Annotated in this window: 19 protein-coding genes and 1 other RNA gene; 15 read left to right on the top strand and 5 right to left on the bottom strand. The window is 62.5% G+C overall.

Annotated elements, in window-relative coordinates:
- Window positions 1-123 precede the first annotated feature (123 nt).
- Both ASD44_RS07820 and ASD44_RS07815 read left to right on the top strand, forming a co-directional pair.
- The gene (locus ASD44_RS07820) at window positions 124-1,329 is read left to right on the top strand and encodes a multidrug effflux MFS transporter (protein ID WP_056110419.1); all 1,206 of its coding nucleotides are present in this window, start codon (window positions 124-126) and stop codon (window positions 1,327-1,329) included.
- A gap of 80 nt (window positions 1,330-1,409) precedes the next feature.
- A complete protein-coding gene (locus ASD44_RS07815; RefSeq protein ID WP_056115674.1) occupies window positions 1,410-2,075 on the top strand; it encodes an NADPH-dependent F420 reductase in 666 nt (221 codons plus the stop codon).
- Window positions 2,076-2,114: 39 nt separating this feature from the next.
- Here the strand turns inward: ASD44_RS07815 and ASD44_RS07810 are convergent, their stop codons facing one another.
- The 3 genes from ASD44_RS07810 to ASD44_RS07800 all read right to left on the bottom strand — a co-directional run bounded on the left by ASD44_RS07810 (window position 2,115) and on the right by ASD44_RS07800 (window position 6,006).
- Window positions 2,115-2,666 carry an AAA family ATPase gene (locus ASD44_RS07810; protein WP_056110417.1) on the bottom strand — a complete coding sequence of 184 codons (552 nt, stop codon included), beginning with the start codon at window positions 2,664-2,666 and terminating at the stop codon, window positions 2,115-2,117.
- Between the two features lie 67 nt (window positions 2,667-2,733).
- Window positions 2,734-4,335 carry a GMC family oxidoreductase N-terminal domain-containing protein gene (locus ASD44_RS07805; protein ID WP_056110415.1) on the bottom strand — a complete coding sequence of 534 codons (1,602 nt, stop codon included), beginning with the start codon at window positions 4,333-4,335 and terminating at the stop codon, window positions 2,734-2,736.
- Between the two features lie 519 nt (window positions 4,336-4,854).
- Window positions 4,855-6,006, bottom strand: coding sequence for a nucleotidyltransferase family protein (locus tag ASD44_RS07800; RefSeq protein ID WP_056110414.1), 1,152 nt, complete (start codon window positions 6,004-6,006; stop codon window positions 4,855-4,857).
- Between the two features lie 403 nt (window positions 6,007-6,409).
- Here ASD44_RS07800 and ASD44_RS07795 point away from each other — a divergent pair, with 403 nt between their 5' ends.
- Entirely contained in the window at window positions 6,410-8,212 is a 1,803-nt protein-coding gene (locus ASD44_RS07795; protein WP_082542410.1) for an ABC transporter ATP-binding protein, read from the top strand.
- Window positions 8,202-10,004, top strand: a complete 1,803-nt coding sequence (locus ASD44_RS07790) for an ABC transporter ATP-binding protein (RefSeq protein WP_056110409.1) — start codon at window positions 8,202-8,204, stop codon at window positions 10,002-10,004. Before ASD44_RS07795 ends, ASD44_RS07790 begins: the two co-directional genes overlap by 11 nt.
- A gap of 94 nt (window positions 10,005-10,098) precedes the next feature.
- On the opposite strand, the gene ssrA is transcribed toward ASD44_RS07790, so the two are convergent.
- Window positions 10,099-10,457: a transfer-messenger RNA gene (gene ssrA / locus ASD44_RS18125) on the bottom strand.
- 166 nt (window positions 10,458-10,623) lie between these two features.
- Here ssrA and ASD44_RS07785 point away from each other — a divergent pair.
- From ASD44_RS07785 to ASD44_RS07735, 11 genes are all read left to right on the top strand, one after another.
- Window positions 10,624-10,932 (top strand): DUF2853 family protein, encoded by a 309-nt coding sequence (locus ASD44_RS07785; protein ID WP_056110407.1) that lies wholly within the window; start codon window positions 10,624-10,626, stop codon window positions 10,930-10,932.
- Window positions 10,933-11,114: 182 nt separating this feature from the next.
- Window positions 11,115-11,909, top strand: coding sequence for a thymidylate synthase (locus tag ASD44_RS07780; protein WP_056115670.1), 795 nt, complete (start codon window positions 11,115-11,117; stop codon window positions 11,907-11,909).
- A 114-nt stretch (window positions 11,910-12,023) separates the two neighbouring features.
- The gene (locus ASD44_RS07775) at window positions 12,024-12,356 is read left to right on the top strand and encodes a metalloregulator ArsR/SmtB family transcription factor (RefSeq protein ID WP_056110405.1); all 333 of its coding nucleotides are present in this window, start codon (window positions 12,024-12,026) and stop codon (window positions 12,354-12,356) included.
- A gap of 8 nt (window positions 12,357-12,364) precedes the next feature.
- Window positions 12,365-12,874, top strand: coding sequence for an arsenate reductase ArsC (locus ASD44_RS07770; protein WP_056110403.1), 510 nt, complete (start codon window positions 12,365-12,367; stop codon window positions 12,872-12,874).
- Between the two features lie 5 nt (window positions 12,875-12,879).
- Window positions 12,880-13,611: an MIP/aquaporin family protein gene (locus ASD44_RS07765; RefSeq protein WP_082542408.1), complete on the top strand. Its 732-nt coding sequence runs from the start codon at window positions 12,880-12,882 to the stop codon at window positions 13,609-13,611.
- Window positions 13,612-13,819: 208 nt separating this feature from the next.
- Entirely contained in the window at window positions 13,820-14,629 is an 810-nt protein-coding gene (gene modA, locus ASD44_RS07760; RefSeq protein ID WP_056110401.1) for a molybdate ABC transporter substrate-binding protein, read from the top strand.
- 32 nt (window positions 14,630-14,661) lie between these two features.
- Window positions 14,662-15,366: a molybdate ABC transporter permease subunit gene (gene modB, locus ASD44_RS07755; protein WP_056110399.1), complete on the top strand. Its 705-nt coding sequence runs from the start codon at window positions 14,662-14,664 to the stop codon at window positions 15,364-15,366.
- On the top strand, window positions 15,363-16,478 hold the full coding sequence (gene modC, locus ASD44_RS07750; RefSeq protein ID WP_056110397.1) for a molybdenum ABC transporter ATP-binding protein: 1,116 nt from the start codon (window positions 15,363-15,365) through the stop codon (window positions 16,476-16,478). Before modB ends, modC begins: the two co-directional genes overlap by 4 nt.
- 82 nt (window positions 16,479-16,560) lie before the next feature.
- Window positions 16,561-16,902, top strand: a complete 342-nt coding sequence (locus ASD44_RS07745) for a winged helix-turn-helix domain-containing protein (RefSeq protein ID WP_056110395.1) — start codon at window positions 16,561-16,563, stop codon at window positions 16,900-16,902.
- A gap of 96 nt (window positions 16,903-16,998) precedes the next feature.
- Window positions 16,999-17,244: a type II toxin-antitoxin system VapB family antitoxin gene (locus tag ASD44_RS07740; RefSeq protein ID WP_056110393.1), complete on the top strand. Its 246-nt coding sequence runs from the start codon at window positions 16,999-17,001 to the stop codon at window positions 17,242-17,244.
- A complete protein-coding gene (locus tag ASD44_RS07735) occupies window positions 17,241-17,654 on the top strand; it encodes a type II toxin-antitoxin system VapC family toxin (RefSeq protein WP_056110390.1) in 414 nt (137 codons plus the stop codon). The genes ASD44_RS07740 and ASD44_RS07735 overlap by 4 nt, the downstream gene beginning before the upstream one ends.
- A 54-nt stretch (window positions 17,655-17,708) precedes the next feature.
- On the opposite strand, the gene cobF is transcribed toward ASD44_RS07735, so the two are convergent.
- The gene (gene cobF / locus ASD44_RS07730; RefSeq protein WP_056115667.1) at window positions 17,709-18,479 is read right to left on the bottom strand and encodes a precorrin-6A synthase (deacetylating); all 771 of its coding nucleotides are present in this window, start codon (window positions 18,477-18,479) and stop codon (window positions 17,709-17,711) included.
- Between the last annotated feature and the right edge of the window lie 111 nt (window positions 18,480-18,590).

The following is an 18,590-nucleotide window of genomic DNA, read 5'->3' as shown; positions in this document are numbered from 1 at the left end:
GTGTCTAAAAAATTGGTCAATCAAAATATGGATTGCGGCTCGCACGAGTCGGAATCGTCAGGGATGGAACGTCCTTGGGTTATGCCGCCCGCCGGCTGAACCAGACTGAAAGAAGCCATTGTCATGCCTACCAATTATCTCCGCCTCGCGGTTGTGCTCGGCCTTTTGTCGGCCATCGGCCCCTTTGCCATCGATATGTACCTGCCGGCGCTGCCGTCCATCGGCCAGGATCTCGATGCGTCGACTTCGGCCGTACAGTGGAGCCTGCTTATCTTCTTCCTGTCGATGGGTCTCGGCCAGATCGTTGTTGGTCCGATCTCCGACATGGTCGGCCGCAAGCCGCCGCTTTATTTCGGGCTGGCGCTGTTCATGGCAGGCGGCATCGGCGCGGCGCTGGCGCCGTCGATCGAATGGCTGGTCGCGTTCCGGTTCTTCCAGGGCCTTGGCGCCTGCGCCGGCATGGCGATCCCGCGCGCCGTGGTGCGCGACCTGCATACCGGCACGGAAGCGGCGAAGCTGATGTCGCTCTTGATGCTGGTGTTCTCGATCTCACCGATCCTGGCGCCGCTGACCGGTTCCTTCATCATCGAGGCGTTCGGCTGGCGCGGCGTGTTCTGGGCGGTGACGATTGCGGCGCTGCTGGCGGTGGTGCTGCTCTCGACCTCGATCAAGGAAACGCGGCTGCCGAAAGACCGTGTCGGCAGTTCGCTGGGCATCGCGCTTTCGGCCTACGCCTTCCTGTTGCGTGATCGCAAGTTCCTCGGCCTCGCAGCGATCAGCGGCTTCGCGATCTCGAGCTTCTTCGTCTATCTGTCGAGTTCGTCCTTCATCCTGATCGATCATTACGGGCTGTCGCCGCAGGCCTACAGCGTGTTCTTCTCGATCAACGCGGTGTCGTTCTTCGCCATGTCGCAGCTCACCGGCAAGTTCGCCGAGAAGTATGGGCTGGCCCGGGTGGTGCGCGTCGCAGTGTCCGGCTACGCCGCCACGATGATCGTGCTGTTCGCGCTGATGGCGTCGGGCATCGACAGCCTGGCTGTGCTGGCGGCACTGCTGTTCGTCGGCTACGGCTTCGTCGGCCTGGTCATCCCCTCGACTTCGGTGCTGGCCATGGATGACCACGGCGCCATCGCCGGCACCGCCTCGGCGCTGCTCGGCACGCTGCAGTTCGCCATCGGCGCGCTGGCCATGGGCGTGTCGGGAGCCTTCTTCGATGGCACGCCGGTGCCAATGGTGGCCGGCATCGCGATCTGCGCAATCATATCGTTCACCGTGGCGCAGTTCACGCTTGGCCGTGCCCGGCAGGTGATTGAAGCGCCGGCCGAGTGAACGCCGTCTTCCGGTGCTGGTCTTGACTCCCTTCCGCCTGCGTTGCGCGTGGGCGGAAGACAATAATGCGGAATGATCCCATGAAAATCGGCATCGTCGGGGCGGGCAATATCGGGCAGGCGCTTGCCAGGCTGGCCAGCACCAAAGGCCACGCGGTGATGCTCAGCAATTCGCGCGGGCCCGAAACGCTGGCCGAGACGGCGGCTTCGATAGGCTGCGAGGCGGGTGCGAGCCATGACGCCATCGGCTTCGGCGATGTTGTGGTGGTCACCATTCCCTTCGCCAAGGTGTTCTCGGTCGAGCCGGAACCCATGGCCGGCAAGGTCCTTATCGACACCAACAACTATTATCCAGACCGCGACGGGCGAATTGCCGCGCTGGACGAGCGAAAGAAGACGACGAGCCAGATGGTCGCCGAACATTTTTCCGGCGCCCGGGTGGTGAAGGCCTTTAACGCCATCCTCGCCGCCGACCTCGCCAATCCGGGAAATGTTCCGCTGACGGCGGGTTCGGGCCGCCGGGCGCTCCCCATAGCCGGCAACGATGTCGCCTCGAAGCGCGTCGTCGCCGATCTTCACGAACAGTTCGGCTTCGACACGGTCGATACCGGCGGACTTCAGGAAAGCTGGCGGTTCGAGCGGGCGAAGCCGGCCTACTGCATTCCGCTGGGCAGGGCGCGGCTCATCGATGCGCTGGGCCGGGCGCAGCGCGATGTCGAGCTGCCGCATGGCTCCTGGTGGCGTTGACGCCGCCGCTTGCGTGCAATGCCGACTTCTCGCCTCTCTTTAATCCTGTCTGATTTGTTCCGTGACGAAGTCGGCGCGCTCTTCCACTGAGGCCAGCGGCAGAGCGACGAGTTCGTAATCCAGTTCGGCATAGATTTCGACCATGGCGTCATGGGTGCGCCAGGCTTCGTCCAATGTCTGGCGCCGCTCGCTGTCCTGCGTGAAGATTTCCGGCCAAGGCGGCGCGATGAAGACGCGGCGATTGTAACGGAAACGCTTTGCCGCCTCGCGCATATGCACCGGCACGGGCAGGGCGGTCAGGCGCAGATAGCCCAGCGTGTCCGGCACGCCTCGGTCGAAGACCACCGGCCCGGCTGCGGCGTGAGCCTCCCGCCAGGAGCGCAGTTCCCACGCCAGCATCAGTTCGGCGAACAGAGCCGGATCCTGCCAGGGCAGCGCGCTGCCGCCGATCTCCATCTGGTCGCGGATGATGCCGCGTCCGGCCTCCGGCGCGGTGCGAAAGCCGCGGGCGTGCAGCGCTTCGATCAGGCTTGTCTTGCCGGAGCCCGGTCCGCCGGTGAGAACGAAAAAAGCATCGCTATGGCTGGGCATGGCTGTTCCTTGGGGATGACAGGGGAGGCGACGGGGAGGAATTGCGGCAGCCGTTCGCGGCCAGCTGTCAGGCGAGCATCTGCGCCGCTTTTTCGCCGATCATCACCGCAGGCGCGTGGGTGTTGCCCGACACGATGGTCGGCATGATCGAGCAATCGGCGACGCGCAGGCCATCGATGCCATAAACCCTGAGTTGCGGATCAACGACAGCCATATCGTCGGTGCCCATCTTCGCCGTGCCGACCGGGTGAAAGATGGTCGTGGCGATGTCGCCGGCGGCTTTGGCGAGGTCCTCGGGTTTCTGGATTTCGATGCCGGGTTTGAATTCCTCGGGTTTGAAGGCCTGCATCCGCCGCGTCCGCATCAGGTTGCGGGCAATGGTGATGGACGTTGCGGCGATGTCGCGGTCGGCGTCGGTGGACAGATAGTTTGGCGCGATCTCCGGATGTCGCAGGAAATCCGGAGAGTCGATGCGCACATGCCCGCGCGATTGCGGCCGCAAATTGCAGACAGAGACGGTGATCGCCGGAAAACTGTGCAGCGGCTCGCCGAAGCGCTCCAGCGACAGCGGCTGGACGTGGAATTCGATGTTGGGCGTGGCGAAACGCTGGTCGGATCGCATGAAGATGCCGAGCTGGCTCGGTGCCATCGCCATCGGCCCGGTGCGGCGCAAGGCATATTCGAGGGCGATGCGCGCCTTGCCTGAAAACCTGGCCTGGCGCTCGTTGAGCGTCGTCGCGCCCGATATCCTGAAGGCGGTGCGGATCTGCAAATGATCCTGCAGGTTTTCGCCGACGCCGGGCAGGTCGTGCAGGACCGGAATATCGTGCGCCTGCAACAGGGCGCCCGGACCGATGCCCGACAACTGCAGCAATTGCGGCGTGCCGATCGCCCCGGCCGACAGGATCAGTTCACCGGCGACGTCGATATAAGCAGGCTGCCCCTTTACGCGCAGATCGAGACCCGTGACTTTCCGGCCATCCAGAACGATGCGTTCGGCCTGGGCGAAAGTCAGGACGGTCAGGTTTTTGCGGTGGCGGACTGGTTTGAGGAAAGCCCGCGCGGCATTGAAGCGGAAGCCGGATTTCTGGTTCACCTCGAAATAGGAAGAGCCGAAATTGTCGCCGGCGTTGAAGTCATCGACCCGCGGCACGCCAAGCTCTTCGGCGGCCTCGCGCACGGCGTCGAGTATCGGCCACGACAGGCGCTGCTTTTCGACGCGCAGCTCGCCGCCCTGGCCGTGAAAGGGGCCGTCGAGGCTATGGTGGTTCTCCGATTTGACGAAGAGGGGCAGGACATCGTCCCAACCCCAGCCGGGGTTGCCGAGCTGGCGCCATTGGTCGTAGTCGGCGGCCTGGCCGCGCATGTAGATCATGCCATTGATGGACGAGCAGCCGCCGATCACCTTGCCACGCGGATAGGCGAGGGACCTGCCATTGAGGCCCGGCTCGCTGACTGTGGAATAACCCCAGTCGGTGCGGGGGTTGCCCATGCAGTAGAGATAGCCGACTGGAATGTGGATCCAGTGATAATTGTCCGATCCGCCCGCCTCCAGCAGGAGGACGCGCTTGGCCGGATCGGCGCTCAGGCGGTTCGCCAGCACGCAGCCGGCCGATCCCGCGCCGACGATGACGTAGTCGAACCTTCCGATATTGCGCCGGTCGCTCACTCTAATCCTGCCCTGTACGCTTTCCAGTAGGATGGCAGATCGTTCGCCAGCCTGGAATAGAGTTCATACCGGGCCGTCTGCAAAGCCCTCGCTTCGCCGGTCGGCCGATATTGCCACGTAACCAGGAATTATAGGAAAGACGACCGGAAATCGATCGTCAAAAGTGATCGGGAACAGCGATTCGGTGGGAGGGAGAAGGGGAGGCTTGCAGATAAGCCGCACCTTCTGCCGCCGGACGTGACATGTCCTTGCCTGGTCCGCGGGACGCCCGTTGCGGGTGCGGTATCGGTCCTGCGTTGCTTGTCGTCGGCCAGCGGCCTGACCTCTTCGGTGACGCCGAGATGACGATGGCACTGCCCGCCCGGCTGACGCATCACTGCGGGACCGTCGAGACCCGCAACGAATCCTGATGCTCGGGAACCGCTCTCAAGGCTACCCGAAAAGCCAATCAATACGCACCAGATCAGGCTGCAACCCGACCAGCTTCGTGCTCCAGGACTGAGAACGGGATTCTCATTGCTAGTTGCGTTCAACCCAGGTGAGCACGTCCCCGCGTTTGGTGTGCCGGTCGAGCCACTCAACGATCATCGCCGTTGCCTGTGCGCCCCGATGCATATCAAAGATCCGACTCGGACCGGGTCTGTCCCACTGGCCAATCGGAGTGTCGGTGCCGCGCTGAAGCCAACGATCCGTAAATCTGCTGTCGACCTGAGATGCGAGTTCGCGGTCCAGCGCGCCGTCCCCTTCGAGACCTCCAAAGAGCTCGCTCGTCATCCACAGCGCCCAATTCGTGGCTTCGAACACGTTTGCCCGGCGTGCCCACTCCAGAACGGGCTCGCACTTGAGGCCCCAAGTCTGGAAGGCAAGCAGGATATCGGAGTACTGAAAGAGCCTCAGGTCGAATCCCTTACGCACATTGGTCAGCGCCTGCGTGTCCCACCAGGCGTGATAGGCGAGGTGCGCGACGAACAATTCCGGCATGAGCTTCCGGTAGCCGCCGTCGGGATAGTCTACGGTGTTCACGAGGAACAATTGGGTGTCGGGTTCCTGGTGGTCGAAAACGGTAGAGAGACGGAAGTGCAAGTCAATCGTGAGCGCCGCCCCTGTCTCAGAGAGCCGCGTGAACTCTCCCAGGTGTTGCAGCTCGTTCCGATACCCCTCAATCCGGGCGTCGGAAAGCGACTCAAGCTCGCCGGTGGCCGGCACAAACTGCGAACGAGTGAAGCCTTGCGATTCCAGGGCCGCCCCGGCCCGATCGAGGAGATCCCGTTCAATCAAAAGGTCAAGATCGACCGTCTCGCGCAAGTAGAACTCGGGATAGCACTCCGTGCCGAGCACATAGCCCTTGAGCACAACAGGATTAATTCCTTCGGCCCGTAGTGCCGCGACCGTCGTTTGCGACTCCCACCGCCGCATGGCCGCATGCTGCTTAAGCATCATGAGAAGCAGGCGAGCCAGGTACTTCGAGGGCGCAGGAGCGTCGGCCATGTCGGCTACGATCCGACTCAAGTTTGCGAGCACCCGATGGGTGCCGGCCAGTTCGAACAATCGTCCCCAGTCGGCCGGTTCCAGGCCGTGCAGAGCGGAACGCACCTCCGTGTCACGCGACTTGTCGAAGCGCGCCAGACCAATGAGAACGTCACGCAAGGCGGGGCTTAGTGATTGGTTCATGAATCTCTCTTGTTGTCGGGAAGTTGAAATGGGACCGACGTGTCGGTCGTGCGCGGGATCAAAAATCCAGTTTCCCGGGTTTAGCGCCTTGTTCGTCCATAGTCATGCCACGCAGGATTGTCGAGGCAGCCTACGCGGGTTGCTTGCGGCCATGCGGCGCGTGAATTGCGTTCGAACTCAAAACAAATGGCCTGCTGAAACCCCGGGCCGGCTCACTGGAGCAAGAGTGTGCTCTTGAGGACACGACAAATGATCCGCAACACGCTACTTACCTTCTCAAGCGACTAATCGCAGCAATTTGTCCCTCTTGTGGCCTTCAAGAGGATCACGCCGTTTTCCGGGAACTCGGTGAGGTTGCCATGATTGAACCAGCCTAAGTCGACGACTTTGTAAAAGACTCTCCATGAGCTCGCTGACCGTGCCTCCTGACAATCCGTCCAACCAGCCGTCCCGGGCGCGCGTATTCTTACGGCTTTGGCCGTGGTGGCGCCCCTATTGGTGGGCGTTGGCGCTGATGCCCACGGCGGACGTCATGGCTTTGGTCATTCGAACGATAATCCCTTTCGTTGTTGCCGGCATGATCGATGGTCCCATCGCCAAAGGCGACCATGCTGGCCTTTGGTCATATGGCGGCATCCTGCTCTTGCTGGCTGTGGCGCAAACGTTGTTTTTCGTGCTGAGGTTTTTTCCGCCGCCGGCCATCATCAATCTGGAGATGGCCCTCCGCCGCGATTTATATCATCACGTGCAACGGCTTTCTCCCTTGTACCATGATCGCCATGGCAGCGGGGTAGCCCTGTCACATCTGATCGGCGATGTAGGTCAAATCGCTGTCGGATTGCATCAAATTCTGCCGCAACTGGCATCCGCCGCGACAGCGCTTGTTCTCACAGCCGCAATGCTGATCCTTATCCATCCGGTGCTTGGCTTGGTGGTTGTGATCGGACTGGTGCCACTTGGCTTTGCCACCGTTATTTTTCAAAAGCTTTTCTATAGAGCGGCCGACGAGGCAAGAGAGAGCGACGCGGCATTGGCGACGTCCGTTGAAGAATCGGCGTTAGCCATACGGGTGCTGAAGGCGCTTGGCGGCGGTTCGTTCATGACCGATCGTTTCGATCTTGCCGCGCGCCGATCGCGCAATGCCGAAATCGAAAAAATCCGGCTGAACTCGATAGTGTCGGCCATTCTTGCCGGATATCCCATCGCGCTATTGGCGGTGGTTATCGGAGGCGGCAGCATTTCCGTGGCCCAGGGAACCGTGTCCGTCGGTGCATTCGTCGCTTTCACGACCTTCTATTTTCGCGTTCTCGGCCCCGTAAACTTGATGGGCAATACGCTCTTCCAATTTCAGTTGTCGATGAATGCGATGACGCGGGTCGCTGATTTGCTCGATACCCAATCGGACATCGCCGATCCGGCAGTGCCCCGGATGCTGCCGGCGTCGGGAGCATTGGATGTCCGCTTCGAAAACGTGTCTTTCAGCTATCCCGGCACAGGAGCTGAGGTACTCGCCGGGGTCGATCTCACTATCCGCGCTGGAGAGACGATTGCAATTGTCGGGTCGACAGGTTCGGGCAAAAGCGCTCTCGCCAATCTCGTCGGGCGCCTGGCTGACGTTACTGGCGGAAGGGTACTCGTCGGTGGCGTCGATGTCCGCGATGTCGAAATCGACGCGTTGCGCCGGGCTGTCGGCATGGCCTTCGAGGATGCATTGTTGTTTTCCGTCAGCGTGCGCGAGAATCTGACGTTGGGTCGCGAAGGGATCAAAGACGATGACATCGCGACGGTGCTTGCCGTCACGCAGTCGGGATTTGTCGCCGACCTGCCGAACGGCCTCGACACGGTGGTTGGCGAGCGTGGCTTGACGCTGTCGGGCGGCCAACGCCAGCGCCTCGCGCTGGCCAGGGCCTTGCTCGGCCGGCCTCGTGTGCTGGTGCTCGACGATCCGATGTCCGCTCTGGACGTGCGCACCGAAGAAGCGCTGGAGCGGGCTTTTCGCCAGGCCTTCAAGGGCGTCACCACCCTTTTCGTTGCCCGTCGTCCATCGACGGCCATGCTCGCCGATCGCGTGGCGCTGCTCGAGGAGGGCCGGATCGTTGCCGTCGGCACGCATGACGAACTGCTGGCAAATTCGGCCGCCTATCGGCGGGTTCTCATCGCCGCTACGGACGCCCGGCCAGCGGCGGAGATCGCTGATGCTGACTGACGAGAGGACAGGCGGTTCGCCCCGGCTTGCACGCCGCCTTCTGTGGCGGCTTGCAAGGCCCAGGCTGTATCGGATCATCGTTCTTTTCGTTCTTGCCATTGTGCAGACGGTCCTGGTCGCGGCGACGCCGTGGTTGGTCAGTCTGGCGATCGACACAGGGATCCCGGCCGCGCAGGCCTCCGACTACTGGCCGCTGGCTGGCATAACCGCCGCCATCATGGTTTGCGCGGTCGCAATAGCGCCTCTCAGTTTGCTCTGGCGGCAACTCACGGGGGCGTTTGGCCAATTGGTCGTGTTCGACCTCAGGACGGAGCTGTTTGCGAAAATTCAACGGCTGCCCATCGACTTTCACGACCGCTTCAGTTCTGGCCGGGTCATTGTCCGCCTGACCACCGACGTTGAGTCCGTCAATACCTTGTTCGGGGTTACCCTTGCCGCCCTGGTGCAAGCTGGGCTCGGCGTATTGATGACGGTTAGTGCAATGCTGTTGCTCGATGCGTGGCTGGCGGCAATCACCCTTGCGGTGCTGGCGCCGCTCGCCTTTTTCCTGGTTTGGATGGCGCGGCGGCTTAGCGAAGCCTTTGTCAACAATCGCGCAGCTATCGCCGAAGCGACGGTGCAAGTGGTCGAGTCGCTCAATGGCGCGCGCACAGCGCATGCATTTCGACGGCAAAAACGCCACGACGAGATGTTTGCTCCCCTGATTGAGCGGGCAAGAACATCTGGACGCCAGATACAGGCTGTGCGTGGCGCATTCTGGACGACTCTCGAACTGACCTTCAGTTTTGTAACGCTCGCCGTCATCATGGTCGGCGGCTCGGCGGTTGCCAATGGCGTCCTCGAAATTGGCGTTCTTGCTGCATTTACACTCTATATCAGCCAGCTTGTTTCGCCGCTCACTTCACTCACATTCATTCTGGATGCCCTGCAGTCAGCACTCACGGCTCTGGCAAAGTTGGCCGAAGTACTAGAACAGGAGTCCAGCGTTGCCGAACCACGGCATCCAGTCGCCCTGCCGAGCCCGGTTCGTGGCGAGGTGGTATTCGAACGCGTGCGGTTCGGCTATCATGCCGCCACATCCGGATTGTCCGAAAGCGCGCCTGCCATTCGCGACATGAACCTTCGCCTCGAACCTGGCCAACTGGTTGCCATGCTCGGCGCCACCGGGGCCGGCAAGTCGACTATAGCCAAGCTAATCGCCCGGTTCTACGACCCGACGGCTGGACGCATCCTGCTCGACGGCGTCGATCTGCGTCATCTGAGAGACCGCGACCTGCGCGGCGCGGTTGTCATGCTGACCCAGGATGGCTTTCTGTTCGCGGGCTCCGTGGCTGACAATATCCGTATCGCCAAACCGGGGGCGACGATGGCCGAGATCGAGGCCGCGGCGACAGCGGTTGGCGCTGATGCGTTCATCCGTGCTTTGCCCGGCGGCTACCAGACCGATGTGCGCAAGCGCGGCACAAGGCTGTCCGCAGGGCAGCGCCAGATGGTCGCCTTTGCGCGGGCGTTCCTCGCCAATCCCGCGGTGCTCATCCTCGATGAAGCTACGTCCGCGCTCGATATTCCAACCGAACGGACGATGCAGAAGGCGCTGCGGGCGCTACTGGCTGGCCGCACGGCGCTGGTCATCGCCCATCGTCTGTCGACCGTGGAGATCGCCGATCGCGTGCTTGTCGTCGCGGACGGGCGTATCGTTGATGACGGAACGCCGGCTGAAATGCTGGCTCAGGGCACCGGCGAATTCGCCGCGCTCTACCGCGACGGACACGGCCTGGCGCTGGAGCGATGACGCCAATGACCCTGTCGGCGCGGACACGGGCCAAAGCAGTAAAACCGAAACGCGGAAATGACGCCAGAACAAGCCCGTGAAGGCCGGAAAAGGAAGTGGAGGCTTCTGTTGCCAGGTGCCTCCGGACCCCGCCTAGAAGTGCTAACCCCTAGGACTTGATTCGAGACTATCGCGCCGCATTAAGCAGCGAGACGTGCCTCAGCATAGTTGTCGTTTGCAACTACAAGTTTAGCCCGATAACGGTGGTACAATGCCGGGCAAAAGTACGATCTTTACACCTTCGTCGATCCTATTTCGCCCCCAGCAAAAGCCGCTGACACCAGCAGCGGTTTTTGGTGGAGGCGCCGGGTACCGCCCCCGGGTCCGAACGGCTTATTACATCGCCCATTTATCGCCATAGTCGGTCAAGCCGACCCGCCGAATATAGGGGCCGGCGCGGGAAAATAAAAGGCTGTAAAAATCTCTTCAAAACCGTGGGGCCTCCCGGCGCATGTGCCACGCAGGGTTGACTTGCATTTGCGATGCTTGGAATGTCCACTTGGTGAGGAGATTCCGATCCAGCGCGCGGCCCCAGGGCCGGATTGCGCCGACTGAACGATGACTCCGAGAGGGGAATGAAATGGCCGATTATCTCGCAGACGTGAAGAAGTACGATGCCGCCGCCGATGCCGCGACCGTCGACAAGATCGTGAAGCATCTCGGTATCGCGCTCCGCAACCGCGACTCCTCGCTGGTTTCGGCAACCGACCAGAAGGAACTCGACCGCGTCCGCGACAATTGGGGCGTAAAGAAGCTGGGCGTCGATGCAGCCAAGGCGGAAGCCGCCGTGGCCAAGGTCGCGAAGGCGATGGCAGCCGACAGCTCGAAGGGCCGCGTGACCTTCTACTATCTCGTCGCCAAGGAACTCGGCAAACTCGGCTCGCTCTAGGAGTTATTGCCGCTCGTCGGATCAAGCCGGCGCAACCCGCGCCGGCTTTTGCCGTTGTTCCGCTGTCCCCGCTTGTCACGCTGCTGGGGATAGCGGGCGCAACCCTCGGCGGCCTTGCTTTCCGGTGTCGGGCCGGCTGCGCCTCCGCTATGATGGGGCAGCAGCGAATCAGGGCGAATGCGATGCGCCAATATCTCGATCTTCTCCAGCATGTGCTCGACTATGGCGCGGACCGTGGCGACCGCACCGGCACGGGCACGCGCTCGGTGTTCGGCTATCAGATGCGGTTCGACCTCTCGCGCGGTTTTCCGGTCACGACGACCAAGAAGCTGCATCTGAAGTCGATCATCCACGAACTGCTGTGGTTCCTGGCCGGGGACACCAACGTCAAATATCTGCGCGACAATGGCGTCACCATCTGGGACGAATGGGCCGACGAGAATGGCGACCTCGGCCCGGTCTACGGCAAGCAGTGGCGCTCATGGCCCGATGGCAATGGCGGTACGATCGACCAGATCGCGAATCTTCTCAAAGAGATAAAGCGGAATCCTCAATCGCGCCGGCTGATCGTCTCGGCGTGGAATCCGGCGGAAGTGGAGGCGATGGCGCTGCCGCCCTGTCACTGCCTGTTCCAGTTCTATGTGGCCGACGGGCGGCTTTCGTGCCAGCTCTACCAGCGCTCCGCCGATATCTTCCTCGGCGTTCCGTTCAATATCGCGTCCTATGCGCTGCTGACCATGATGGTGGCGCAGGTGACAGGTTTGAAGCCCGGCGATTTCGTCCATACGCTGGGCGATGCGCATCTCTATTCGAACCATTTCGAGCAGGCGCGCGAACAATTGAAGCGCACGCCGAAGACGCTGCCGACGATGTGGATCAACCCCGAGGTGAAGGACCTGTTCGCCTTCCGCTTCGAGGATTTCCGCCTCGACAACTATGTCGCCGACGCCACGATCAAGGCACCGATCGCGGTCTGACCGCGCCTGGCCTTCGGTTTCAGGCTTCCCGTTCCCGAAATTTATCGCGCCGCGGATTTACAATTCGCCTGGCTCGCGCTATCCAAGGATCGTTGTATCTAGGATTTTGGATATATGGATAGAAAGACCGCTACCGGAGCTTTGGCCGCGCTTGGCCAGGAGACGAGGCTGGATGTCTTTCGCCTGCTGGTGAAGGCCGGGCCTTCCGGCGTTGCCGCCGGCGAAATCGCCGACCGTCTCGGCGCTGTCCAGAACACGACCTCAGCCCATTTGAAGATCCTTGTCCATGCCGGCCTGATCCGCTCCGAACGCGATGGCAGAACCATACGATACAGGGCGGACATGACGGGCTTCCGTGACCTGCTCGCCTTCCTGATGGAAGATTGTTGCAACGGATCGCCTGAACTCTGCCGGCCTGTCATCAACGCCGTCGCCTGTGATTGCTAGAGGTTTCGATGAACCAGAAAATCTACAATGTCCTGTTCCTTTGCACCGGCAATTCGGCGCGGTCGATCCTTGCCGAGGCTATCCTGAACAAGGTCGGCGACGGGCGGTTCCGCGCCTTCTCGGCCGGATCGCATCCGAAAGGAACGGTTCATCCGTTCTCCCTCCGTCTACTGGAAAGCCTTGGCTACGACACGGCCTTCGCGCGCTCGAAAGCCTGGGACGAGTTCGCCGTCCCCGGCGCCCCGGAAATGGATTTCGTCTTCACCGTCTGCGACGACGCAGCCGGTGAATCCTGCCCGGTCTGGCCCGGTCAGCCGATGACCGCGCATTGGGGCGTGCCTGATCCGGCAGCGGCCGAAGGAACCGATGCCGAAAGGCATCTGGCCTTCGCCGAGGCGTATCGAATGCTGAACAACCGCATCTCGGTCTTCGCCAGCCTGCCGATGCAGACGATCGACAAGCTCGGTCTGAAACGCCGGTTGGACGAGATCGGTCAAGACCTGCCCAAGGCCGGCTGAGGACCGTGGCCCCGGAGTTGCATCGGCGTCTCGCGGCCGAAGCGCTCGGTACGGCCATGCTCGTCGCCGCGGTCGTCGGCTCCGGCATCATGGCCGACCGCCTGACCGACGACAGGGCGCTGGCGCTGCTGTGCAACACGCTGCCGACAGGCGCTATCCTGGTCGTGCTGATAACGGTCCTCGGTCCGATATCAGGCGCCCATTTCAATCCCGCGGTTACGTTGGTGACGGCGTTGCACCGGCGGATGCCGGGCGGCGTCGCGCTTGTCTACGGCGTATGCCAGATCGCCGGCGCAATTGCCGGAACACTTGTCGTCCATCTGATGTTCGAACTGCCGGTGCTGCAGTATTCCGCCACCGCGCGCACGGGCATGAGCCAATGGATATCCGAAGCTGTCGCCAGTTTCGGTCTGGTTTTCACCATCCTCGCCGCGCAGCGCTACCGCATCGATGTGATTGCCTGGCTGGTGGGACTTTATATCGTCGCCGCCTACTGGTTCACGGCCTCCACATCCTTCGCCAATCCCGCCGTGACGCTGGCGCGTGCGCTTTCCGACACATTCGCGGGCATTCGCCCCCTGGACATTCCGGCGTTCGTGGCCGCGCAATTTGCAGGTGCGCTGCTCGCCATGGCCGCGGCCAACCTGTTAACGTCAGATGCAATCGCAGCTGAGGCGCCTGTCGGAGAGGGCGCCGCTGCGATCAATCCACCCCGATCATCACGTCGGACGCCTTGATGACGGCATAGGCCGGCTGTTCATGCTGGTTCTCCCGGATCAAGTTCGGTTCGCTATATTTCATAAACGCTATCGAGGAGACGTGGTGCGACCATGCTGAATGGCCATGGCGGCTATTTTGTCCAGAATCCCCTTCCATTGTTATATTCATCTGGATATATCGGATTTCGGCTCGGCTGTGAGCGGGTCTCGCAAGGGGAGAATTTTCATGGATTGCAGAGGTTTCGGGATCCAGGCACTTGCGGGTGCGGGACTATTGGCTGCAGCGCTGGCGCTGTCATCGGCGGCGAAGGCCGACGACAGCAAGGTCACGGTGTTTGCCGCCGCCAGCCTCAAGGACGCGCTCGATGCGGTGAACAAGGCCTGCGCGGCGGAAGTCGGCGAAGCGGCCACCATTTCCTACGCGGCGTCATCGGCGCTGGCCAAGCAGATCGAGAGCGGCGCGCCGGCCGATGTGTTCATGTCGGCGGACCTCGACTGGATGAAATATCTCTCCGACAAGAAGTTGACCAAGCCAGACACCGAGAGGCTGCTGCTCGGCAACGCCATCGTGCTGATCGCCCCGGCATCGACGGCCAGGGATTCGACGACCGAAGCCAAGCTGGAAAAGGGTTTCGACCTTGCCGGCCTGCTCGGCGACGGCAAGCTTGCCATGGGCGACGTGAAAGCCGTGCCCGCCGGCAAATACGGCAAGGCGGCCCTCGAATCGCTTGGCGTCTGGTCATCCGTCGAGGGCAAGGTGGCGCAGGCCGAGAATGTGCGGGCCGCGCTCAAGCTGGTTTCGACCGGCGAGGCGGCGCTCGGCATCGTCTACCAGACCGACGCGCACGCCGAACCCGGCGTCCGGGTCATCGGCACGTTCCCGGAAGGATCGCATCCTCCCATCGTCTATCCGGTTGCCGAGACGGCCGATGCCAGGGACGCGGAAACGTCGGCCTGGCTGAAATGCGCCGAGTCCGACACCGCGAAGCCGCTTTATGAAGAACAGGGCTTCACGGTGCTGCCGGGGGCGCAGTAAGGTCCGCCTGCAAGAGGGGCATTACGGCGCACATGAACTGGCTTACGGACCTCACTCCGGACGAATGGAATGCGGTCCGCCTGTCGATCAAGGTGGCAACGGTGGCGATGCTGTTCAGCCTGCCGCCGGGCATCCTGATTGCGATGCTGCTGGCGCGGGGGCGCTTTTGGGGCAAGACGCTGCTCAACGGCCTCGTGCATCTGCCGCTGATCCTGCCGCCGGTCGTAACCGGCTATCTGTTGCTGTTGAGCTTCGGCAAGCGAGGGCCGGCGGGCGCCTTCCTGGCCGAGCATTTCGGCATCGTCTTTTCCTTTCGCTGGACGGGCGCTGCGCTCGCCTGCGCCATCATGGGCTTTCCGTTGATGGTGCGCGCTATCCGGCTTTCCATTGAAAGCGTCGACCGCAAGCTGGAGGCGACCGCCGGCACGCTGGGAGCGAGCCCGCTCTGGGTGTTCGGCTCGGTGACATTGCCGCTGATGCTCCCCGGCATCATCGCCGGCGCCATCCTGTCCTTCGCCAAGGCAATGGGTGAGTTCGGCGCGACGATCACCTTCGTATCCAACATTCCGGGCGAGACGCAGACGCTGCCTTCGGCGATCTACACTTTCACCCAGGTGCCGGGCGGCGACGCGGGCGCGCTTCGGCTGACGCTGATCAGCGTTATCATCTCGATGGCGGCGCTCATCGCTTCAGAGGTGCTGGCGCGGCGTGTCGGACGGCGGCTGGAAACGGCATGAGCGTCGAGATCGATATCGGCCACAGGCTTGGTGGCTTCGCACTCGAAGCCCGTTTCAACAGCGCCGGGCGGCTGACGGCGCTGTTCGGCCCGTCGGGATCTGGCAAGTCCTCGCTCATCAATGTGGTTGCGGGGTTGATGCGGCCACAGCGCGGGCGCGTGGCGGTGGACGGGCGCGTGCTGGTCGACACGGACAAGGGCATTTTCGTGCCGCGGCACGAGCGGCGAATCGGCATGGTTTTCCAGGACGCGCGGCTGTTCCCGCATATGAGCGTGGCCGGCAATCTGCGCTATGGACGCTGGTTCACGCCGGCCGCGCAGCGCTACGCCGATTTCGACACGGTCGTCGACCTGCTCGGCATCAGGCCCCTGCTGGAGCGGCGTCCGGCCGGACTTTCGGGCGGCGAGAAACAGCGCGTGGCGATCGGGCGAGCGCTGCTGGCCAGTCCGCGACTGCTTTTGATGGACGAGCCGCTCGCCTCGCTCGATGATAGCCGCAAGGCCGAGATCCTGCCCTACATCGAGCGGCTGCGCGACGAGGCCGGCATTCCGATCGTCTATGTCAGCCATGCGCTGGCCGAGGTGGCGCGGCTGGCCAGCGACGTGGTGATGCTGTCGGAGGGCAAGGTCGTCGCGGCTGGGCCGACATCGGAGATCATGCAGCGGCTCGACCTGTTGCCGGCAGGGGAGCGCGGCGAGGGCGGGGCTGTGCTCGAAACGGTCGTGGCCGGCCATGACGAGACCTTCGGCATGACCGTGCTGGGCTCTCCCGCAGGCGAGATCCGCGTTCCGCGGCTCGACATGCCCGCCGGCGCGCCGGTGCGTCTGCGCATCCGCGCGCGTGATGTAATGATCGCGACCGAGCGGCCGCGCGGCCTAAGCGCCCTGAACATCCTGCCGGGGCGCGTTGCTTCGCTGGTTCCGGACGGCGGGTCGGGCGTCGATGTGCGCATCGATTGCAACGGCGTGGCGGTGCTTGCCCGCATCACCGAGCAGTCGCGCCAGGCGCTGGCGCTTGAAAAGGGGATGGCGGTATTCGCGGTGGTGAAGACGGTGAGCTTCGACCGCGCAAACATGGCGGTCGGTTTGCCCCTGCCGGAAGCGCACGCCTAGGTGCATTTCGTTATGTCATTCGGGAATAGCGCTTTTCAAGGCGAAGCCTGCGTGACATGAATGCGCAGAGTGGGAGAACGACATGCCTTCGCTCAGTCTGCGCATCAATCTCGATCCCGAGGGACGTATCGGACCCGGCAAGATCGAACTGCTGGAAAACATCGCCGCCTTCGGCTCGATCTCCGCTGCGGCCCGCGGCATGGACATGTCCTACAAGCACGCCTGGGACCTGGTGGAAGACATGAACCGGGTTTTCGGCAAGCCGCTGGTTGCGGCGCAGACAGGCGGCCGCAAGGGCGGCGGCGCGCAACTCACAGCGGTGGGTCTGGCGGTTGTCAGCCGTTTCCGCGCCATCGAGCGTGCGGCGGCCTCGGCCGCAACGGCGCATATGCAGGCGCTGCAGGCGGAGATCGACGCGGGGTGAGGCTTGGCGACGTTTATCCTTTCTGATGCTTAGCCGTCCATAGCCATCTTGATGGCAGATAGACGAGCGGCTATATTTCTCGAAAGGAATTGGATCATGGCCGAACCGCAACTATCAGTCCGTAGCGCCAAGGCGCGCGATCTTGCGCATCGATTGGCGCGACGTGAAAACCGTTCGATCGCGGACGTGGTCGAACGAGCGCTTGAATCTTACGAAATTCGTGAAGCAGGCCGCGAACCGGCCTCAACCTTCTATGCGCGCCTGACGAACAACGGCAGCGATATTGATCTCGAGACGATCATTCAGGAAAGCCGTCAGGCCCACAGTGGACCCGACCTTTGATTTTCCTGGACACCAACGTCGTTTCTGAAAGTTTGAAGAAAGCGCCAGACGAGGCGGTTATTGCCTGGCTGGTGCGCCATGATGCAGAGCTTGCGCTGTCTACCGTGACGATCGCGGAGATCGCATTCGGCATCCACAAGATAAGGCCCGATCAGCGCGCCGAGCGGCTGGAGCAGGGACTTTCAGATTGGCGTCGCCGGTTTGCCGACCGGATATTCGGCCTGACCGAAGAAGCTGCCCTAGCCTATGGCGAGATCATGGGAGCCGCAGTTCGCAAGGGCCGAGGCATGTCGGCGCCCGATGGCATGATTGCCGCGATTGCCCGGGTCAACGGCGGCCGGTTGGCGACGCGCAATTTGCGTGATTTCGGCGAGAGCGGCCTAGAGCTCATCTCTCCGTGGGAGTTTTGAACGGCGCAGCTCGGCTTCCCTGACGGCGTTCTCCGGATTTGGGGTCAGCAGCGTTTATCCTTCTTCCGCAGCCTTCCTCAACAAATACGTATCCATGATCCAGCCCTTGCGGCGGCGGGCGTCCTCGCGGGTTTTCGCGATGACGTCACCGACCTCCGCCAGCGTTCCTGAAACGACGATCTCATCCGGGGTACCGAGATACGCGCCCCAGTATATGGTCGTTTCCTTGTCGGCGACGGTCTGGAACGCGCATTTGCCGTCGAGCATGACGATGGTGCTGCCGGCATTGTCGGGCAAGCCCTGCTCGGTCAGCCGGCGGCCGGTTGTGATGTGGATGGGATCGCCGATGCGGTTGAGCGCAATGGCATGGCTTGCGGCCAGCGCCTGGATGGCGGTGATGCCCGGCATCACCTCCAGCTCAAAGGCGACATTTCCGCGCTGCCGCACCCGCTCAAGGATGCGCAGGGCGCTGTCGTAAAGCGATGGGTCGCCCCAGATCAGGAACGCGCCGCAGCCGTCCTCGCCAAGCTCGTCGCGGATCAAGGCTTCGTAGATGCCGGCGATGGCCTCATGCCAGTCGTCCACGGTCGCTTCGTAGGAGGGGGCAGGCTCGGCGCGCACCGGTACGTCGAACTCGACGCGGCGCGAATCCGGATTGGTGACGAAGCGGTCGCAGATCTCGCGGCGCAGTTCGGCCAGATCGTTCTTCCTGGCGCCCTTGTCGGGAATGAACAGCACGTCGGCGCGGTTCAGGCCGTTGATGGCCTGGACCGTCATGTGGTCGGGATTGCCGGCGCCGATGCCGATGACGAGGATATTTCGCATGGCGAAGTCCTGCCCCAAGGCGGTGGTGCTGTCCAGAGCCGCGATCAGAGCGGGCAAACGCTTTCCTGCCTTGATCGAAAGAAGTACGCTCGGGCGGCATATTCGCCAGAG

It is taken from the genome of Mesorhizobium sp. Root554, from assembly GCF_001427025.1.
Lineage (GTDB): Bacteria > Pseudomonadota > Alphaproteobacteria > Rhizobiales > Rhizobiaceae > Mesorhizobium.
The sequence above is the reverse complement of the archived record's forward strand: the minus strand, read 5'-3'. Positions and strand labels throughout refer to the sequence as shown.

What these genes read in the sequence shown, in the direction of transcription:
- ASD44_RS07810 (WP_056110417.1), bottom strand. Translation starts at nt 2,666, where the DNA reads ATGCCCAGCCATAGCGATGCTTTTTTCGTTCTCACCGGCGGACCGGGC.
- ASD44_RS07800 (WP_056110414.1), bottom strand. Translation starts at nt 6,006, where the DNA reads ATGAACCAATCACTAAGCCCCGCCTTGCGTGACGTTCTCATTGGTCTG.
- ASD44_RS07790 (WP_056110409.1), top strand. Translation starts at nt 8,202, where the DNA reads ATGCTGACTGACGAGAGGACAGGCGGTTCGCCCCGGCTTGCACGCCGC.
- ASD44_RS07775 (WP_056110405.1), top strand. Translation starts at nt 12,024, where the DNA reads ATGGATAGAAAGACCGCTACCGGAGCTTTGGCCGCGCTTGGCCAGGAG.
- ASD44_RS07795 (WP_082542410.1), top strand. Translation starts at nt 6,410, where the DNA reads ATGAGCTCGCTGACCGTGCCTCCTGACAATCCGTCCAACCAGCCGTCC.
- ASD44_RS07815 (WP_056115674.1), top strand. Translation starts at nt 1,410, where the DNA reads ATGAAAATCGGCATCGTCGGGGCGGGCAATATCGGGCAGGCGCTTGCC.
- modA (WP_056110401.1), top strand. Translation starts at nt 13,820, where the DNA reads ATGGATTGCAGAGGTTTCGGGATCCAGGCACTTGCGGGTGCGGGACTA.
- ASD44_RS07785 (WP_056110407.1), top strand. Translation starts at nt 10,624, where the DNA reads ATGGCCGATTATCTCGCAGACGTGAAGAAGTACGATGCCGCCGCCGAT.
- ASD44_RS07745 (WP_056110395.1), top strand. Translation starts at nt 16,561, where the DNA reads ATGCCTTCGCTCAGTCTGCGCATCAATCTCGATCCCGAGGGACGTATC.
- modC (WP_056110397.1), top strand. Translation starts at nt 15,363, where the DNA reads ATGAGCGTCGAGATCGATATCGGCCACAGGCTTGGTGGCTTCGCACTC.
- ASD44_RS07740 (WP_056110393.1), top strand. Translation starts at nt 16,999, where the DNA reads ATGGCCGAACCGCAACTATCAGTCCGTAGCGCCAAGGCGCGCGATCTT.
- modB (WP_056110399.1), top strand. Translation starts at nt 14,662, where the DNA reads ATGAACTGGCTTACGGACCTCACTCCGGACGAATGGAATGCGGTCCGC.
- ASD44_RS07820 (WP_056110419.1), top strand. Translation starts at nt 124, where the DNA reads ATGCCTACCAATTATCTCCGCCTCGCGGTTGTGCTCGGCCTTTTGTCG.
- ASD44_RS07770 (WP_056110403.1), top strand. Translation starts at nt 12,365, where the DNA reads ATGAACCAGAAAATCTACAATGTCCTGTTCCTTTGCACCGGCAATTCG.
- cobF (WP_056115667.1), bottom strand. Translation starts at nt 18,479, where the DNA reads ATGCGAAATATCCTCGTCATCGGCATCGGCGCCGGCAATCCCGACCAC.
- ASD44_RS07780 (WP_056115670.1), top strand. Translation starts at nt 11,115, where the DNA reads ATGCGCCAATATCTCGATCTTCTCCAGCATGTGCTCGACTATGGCGCG.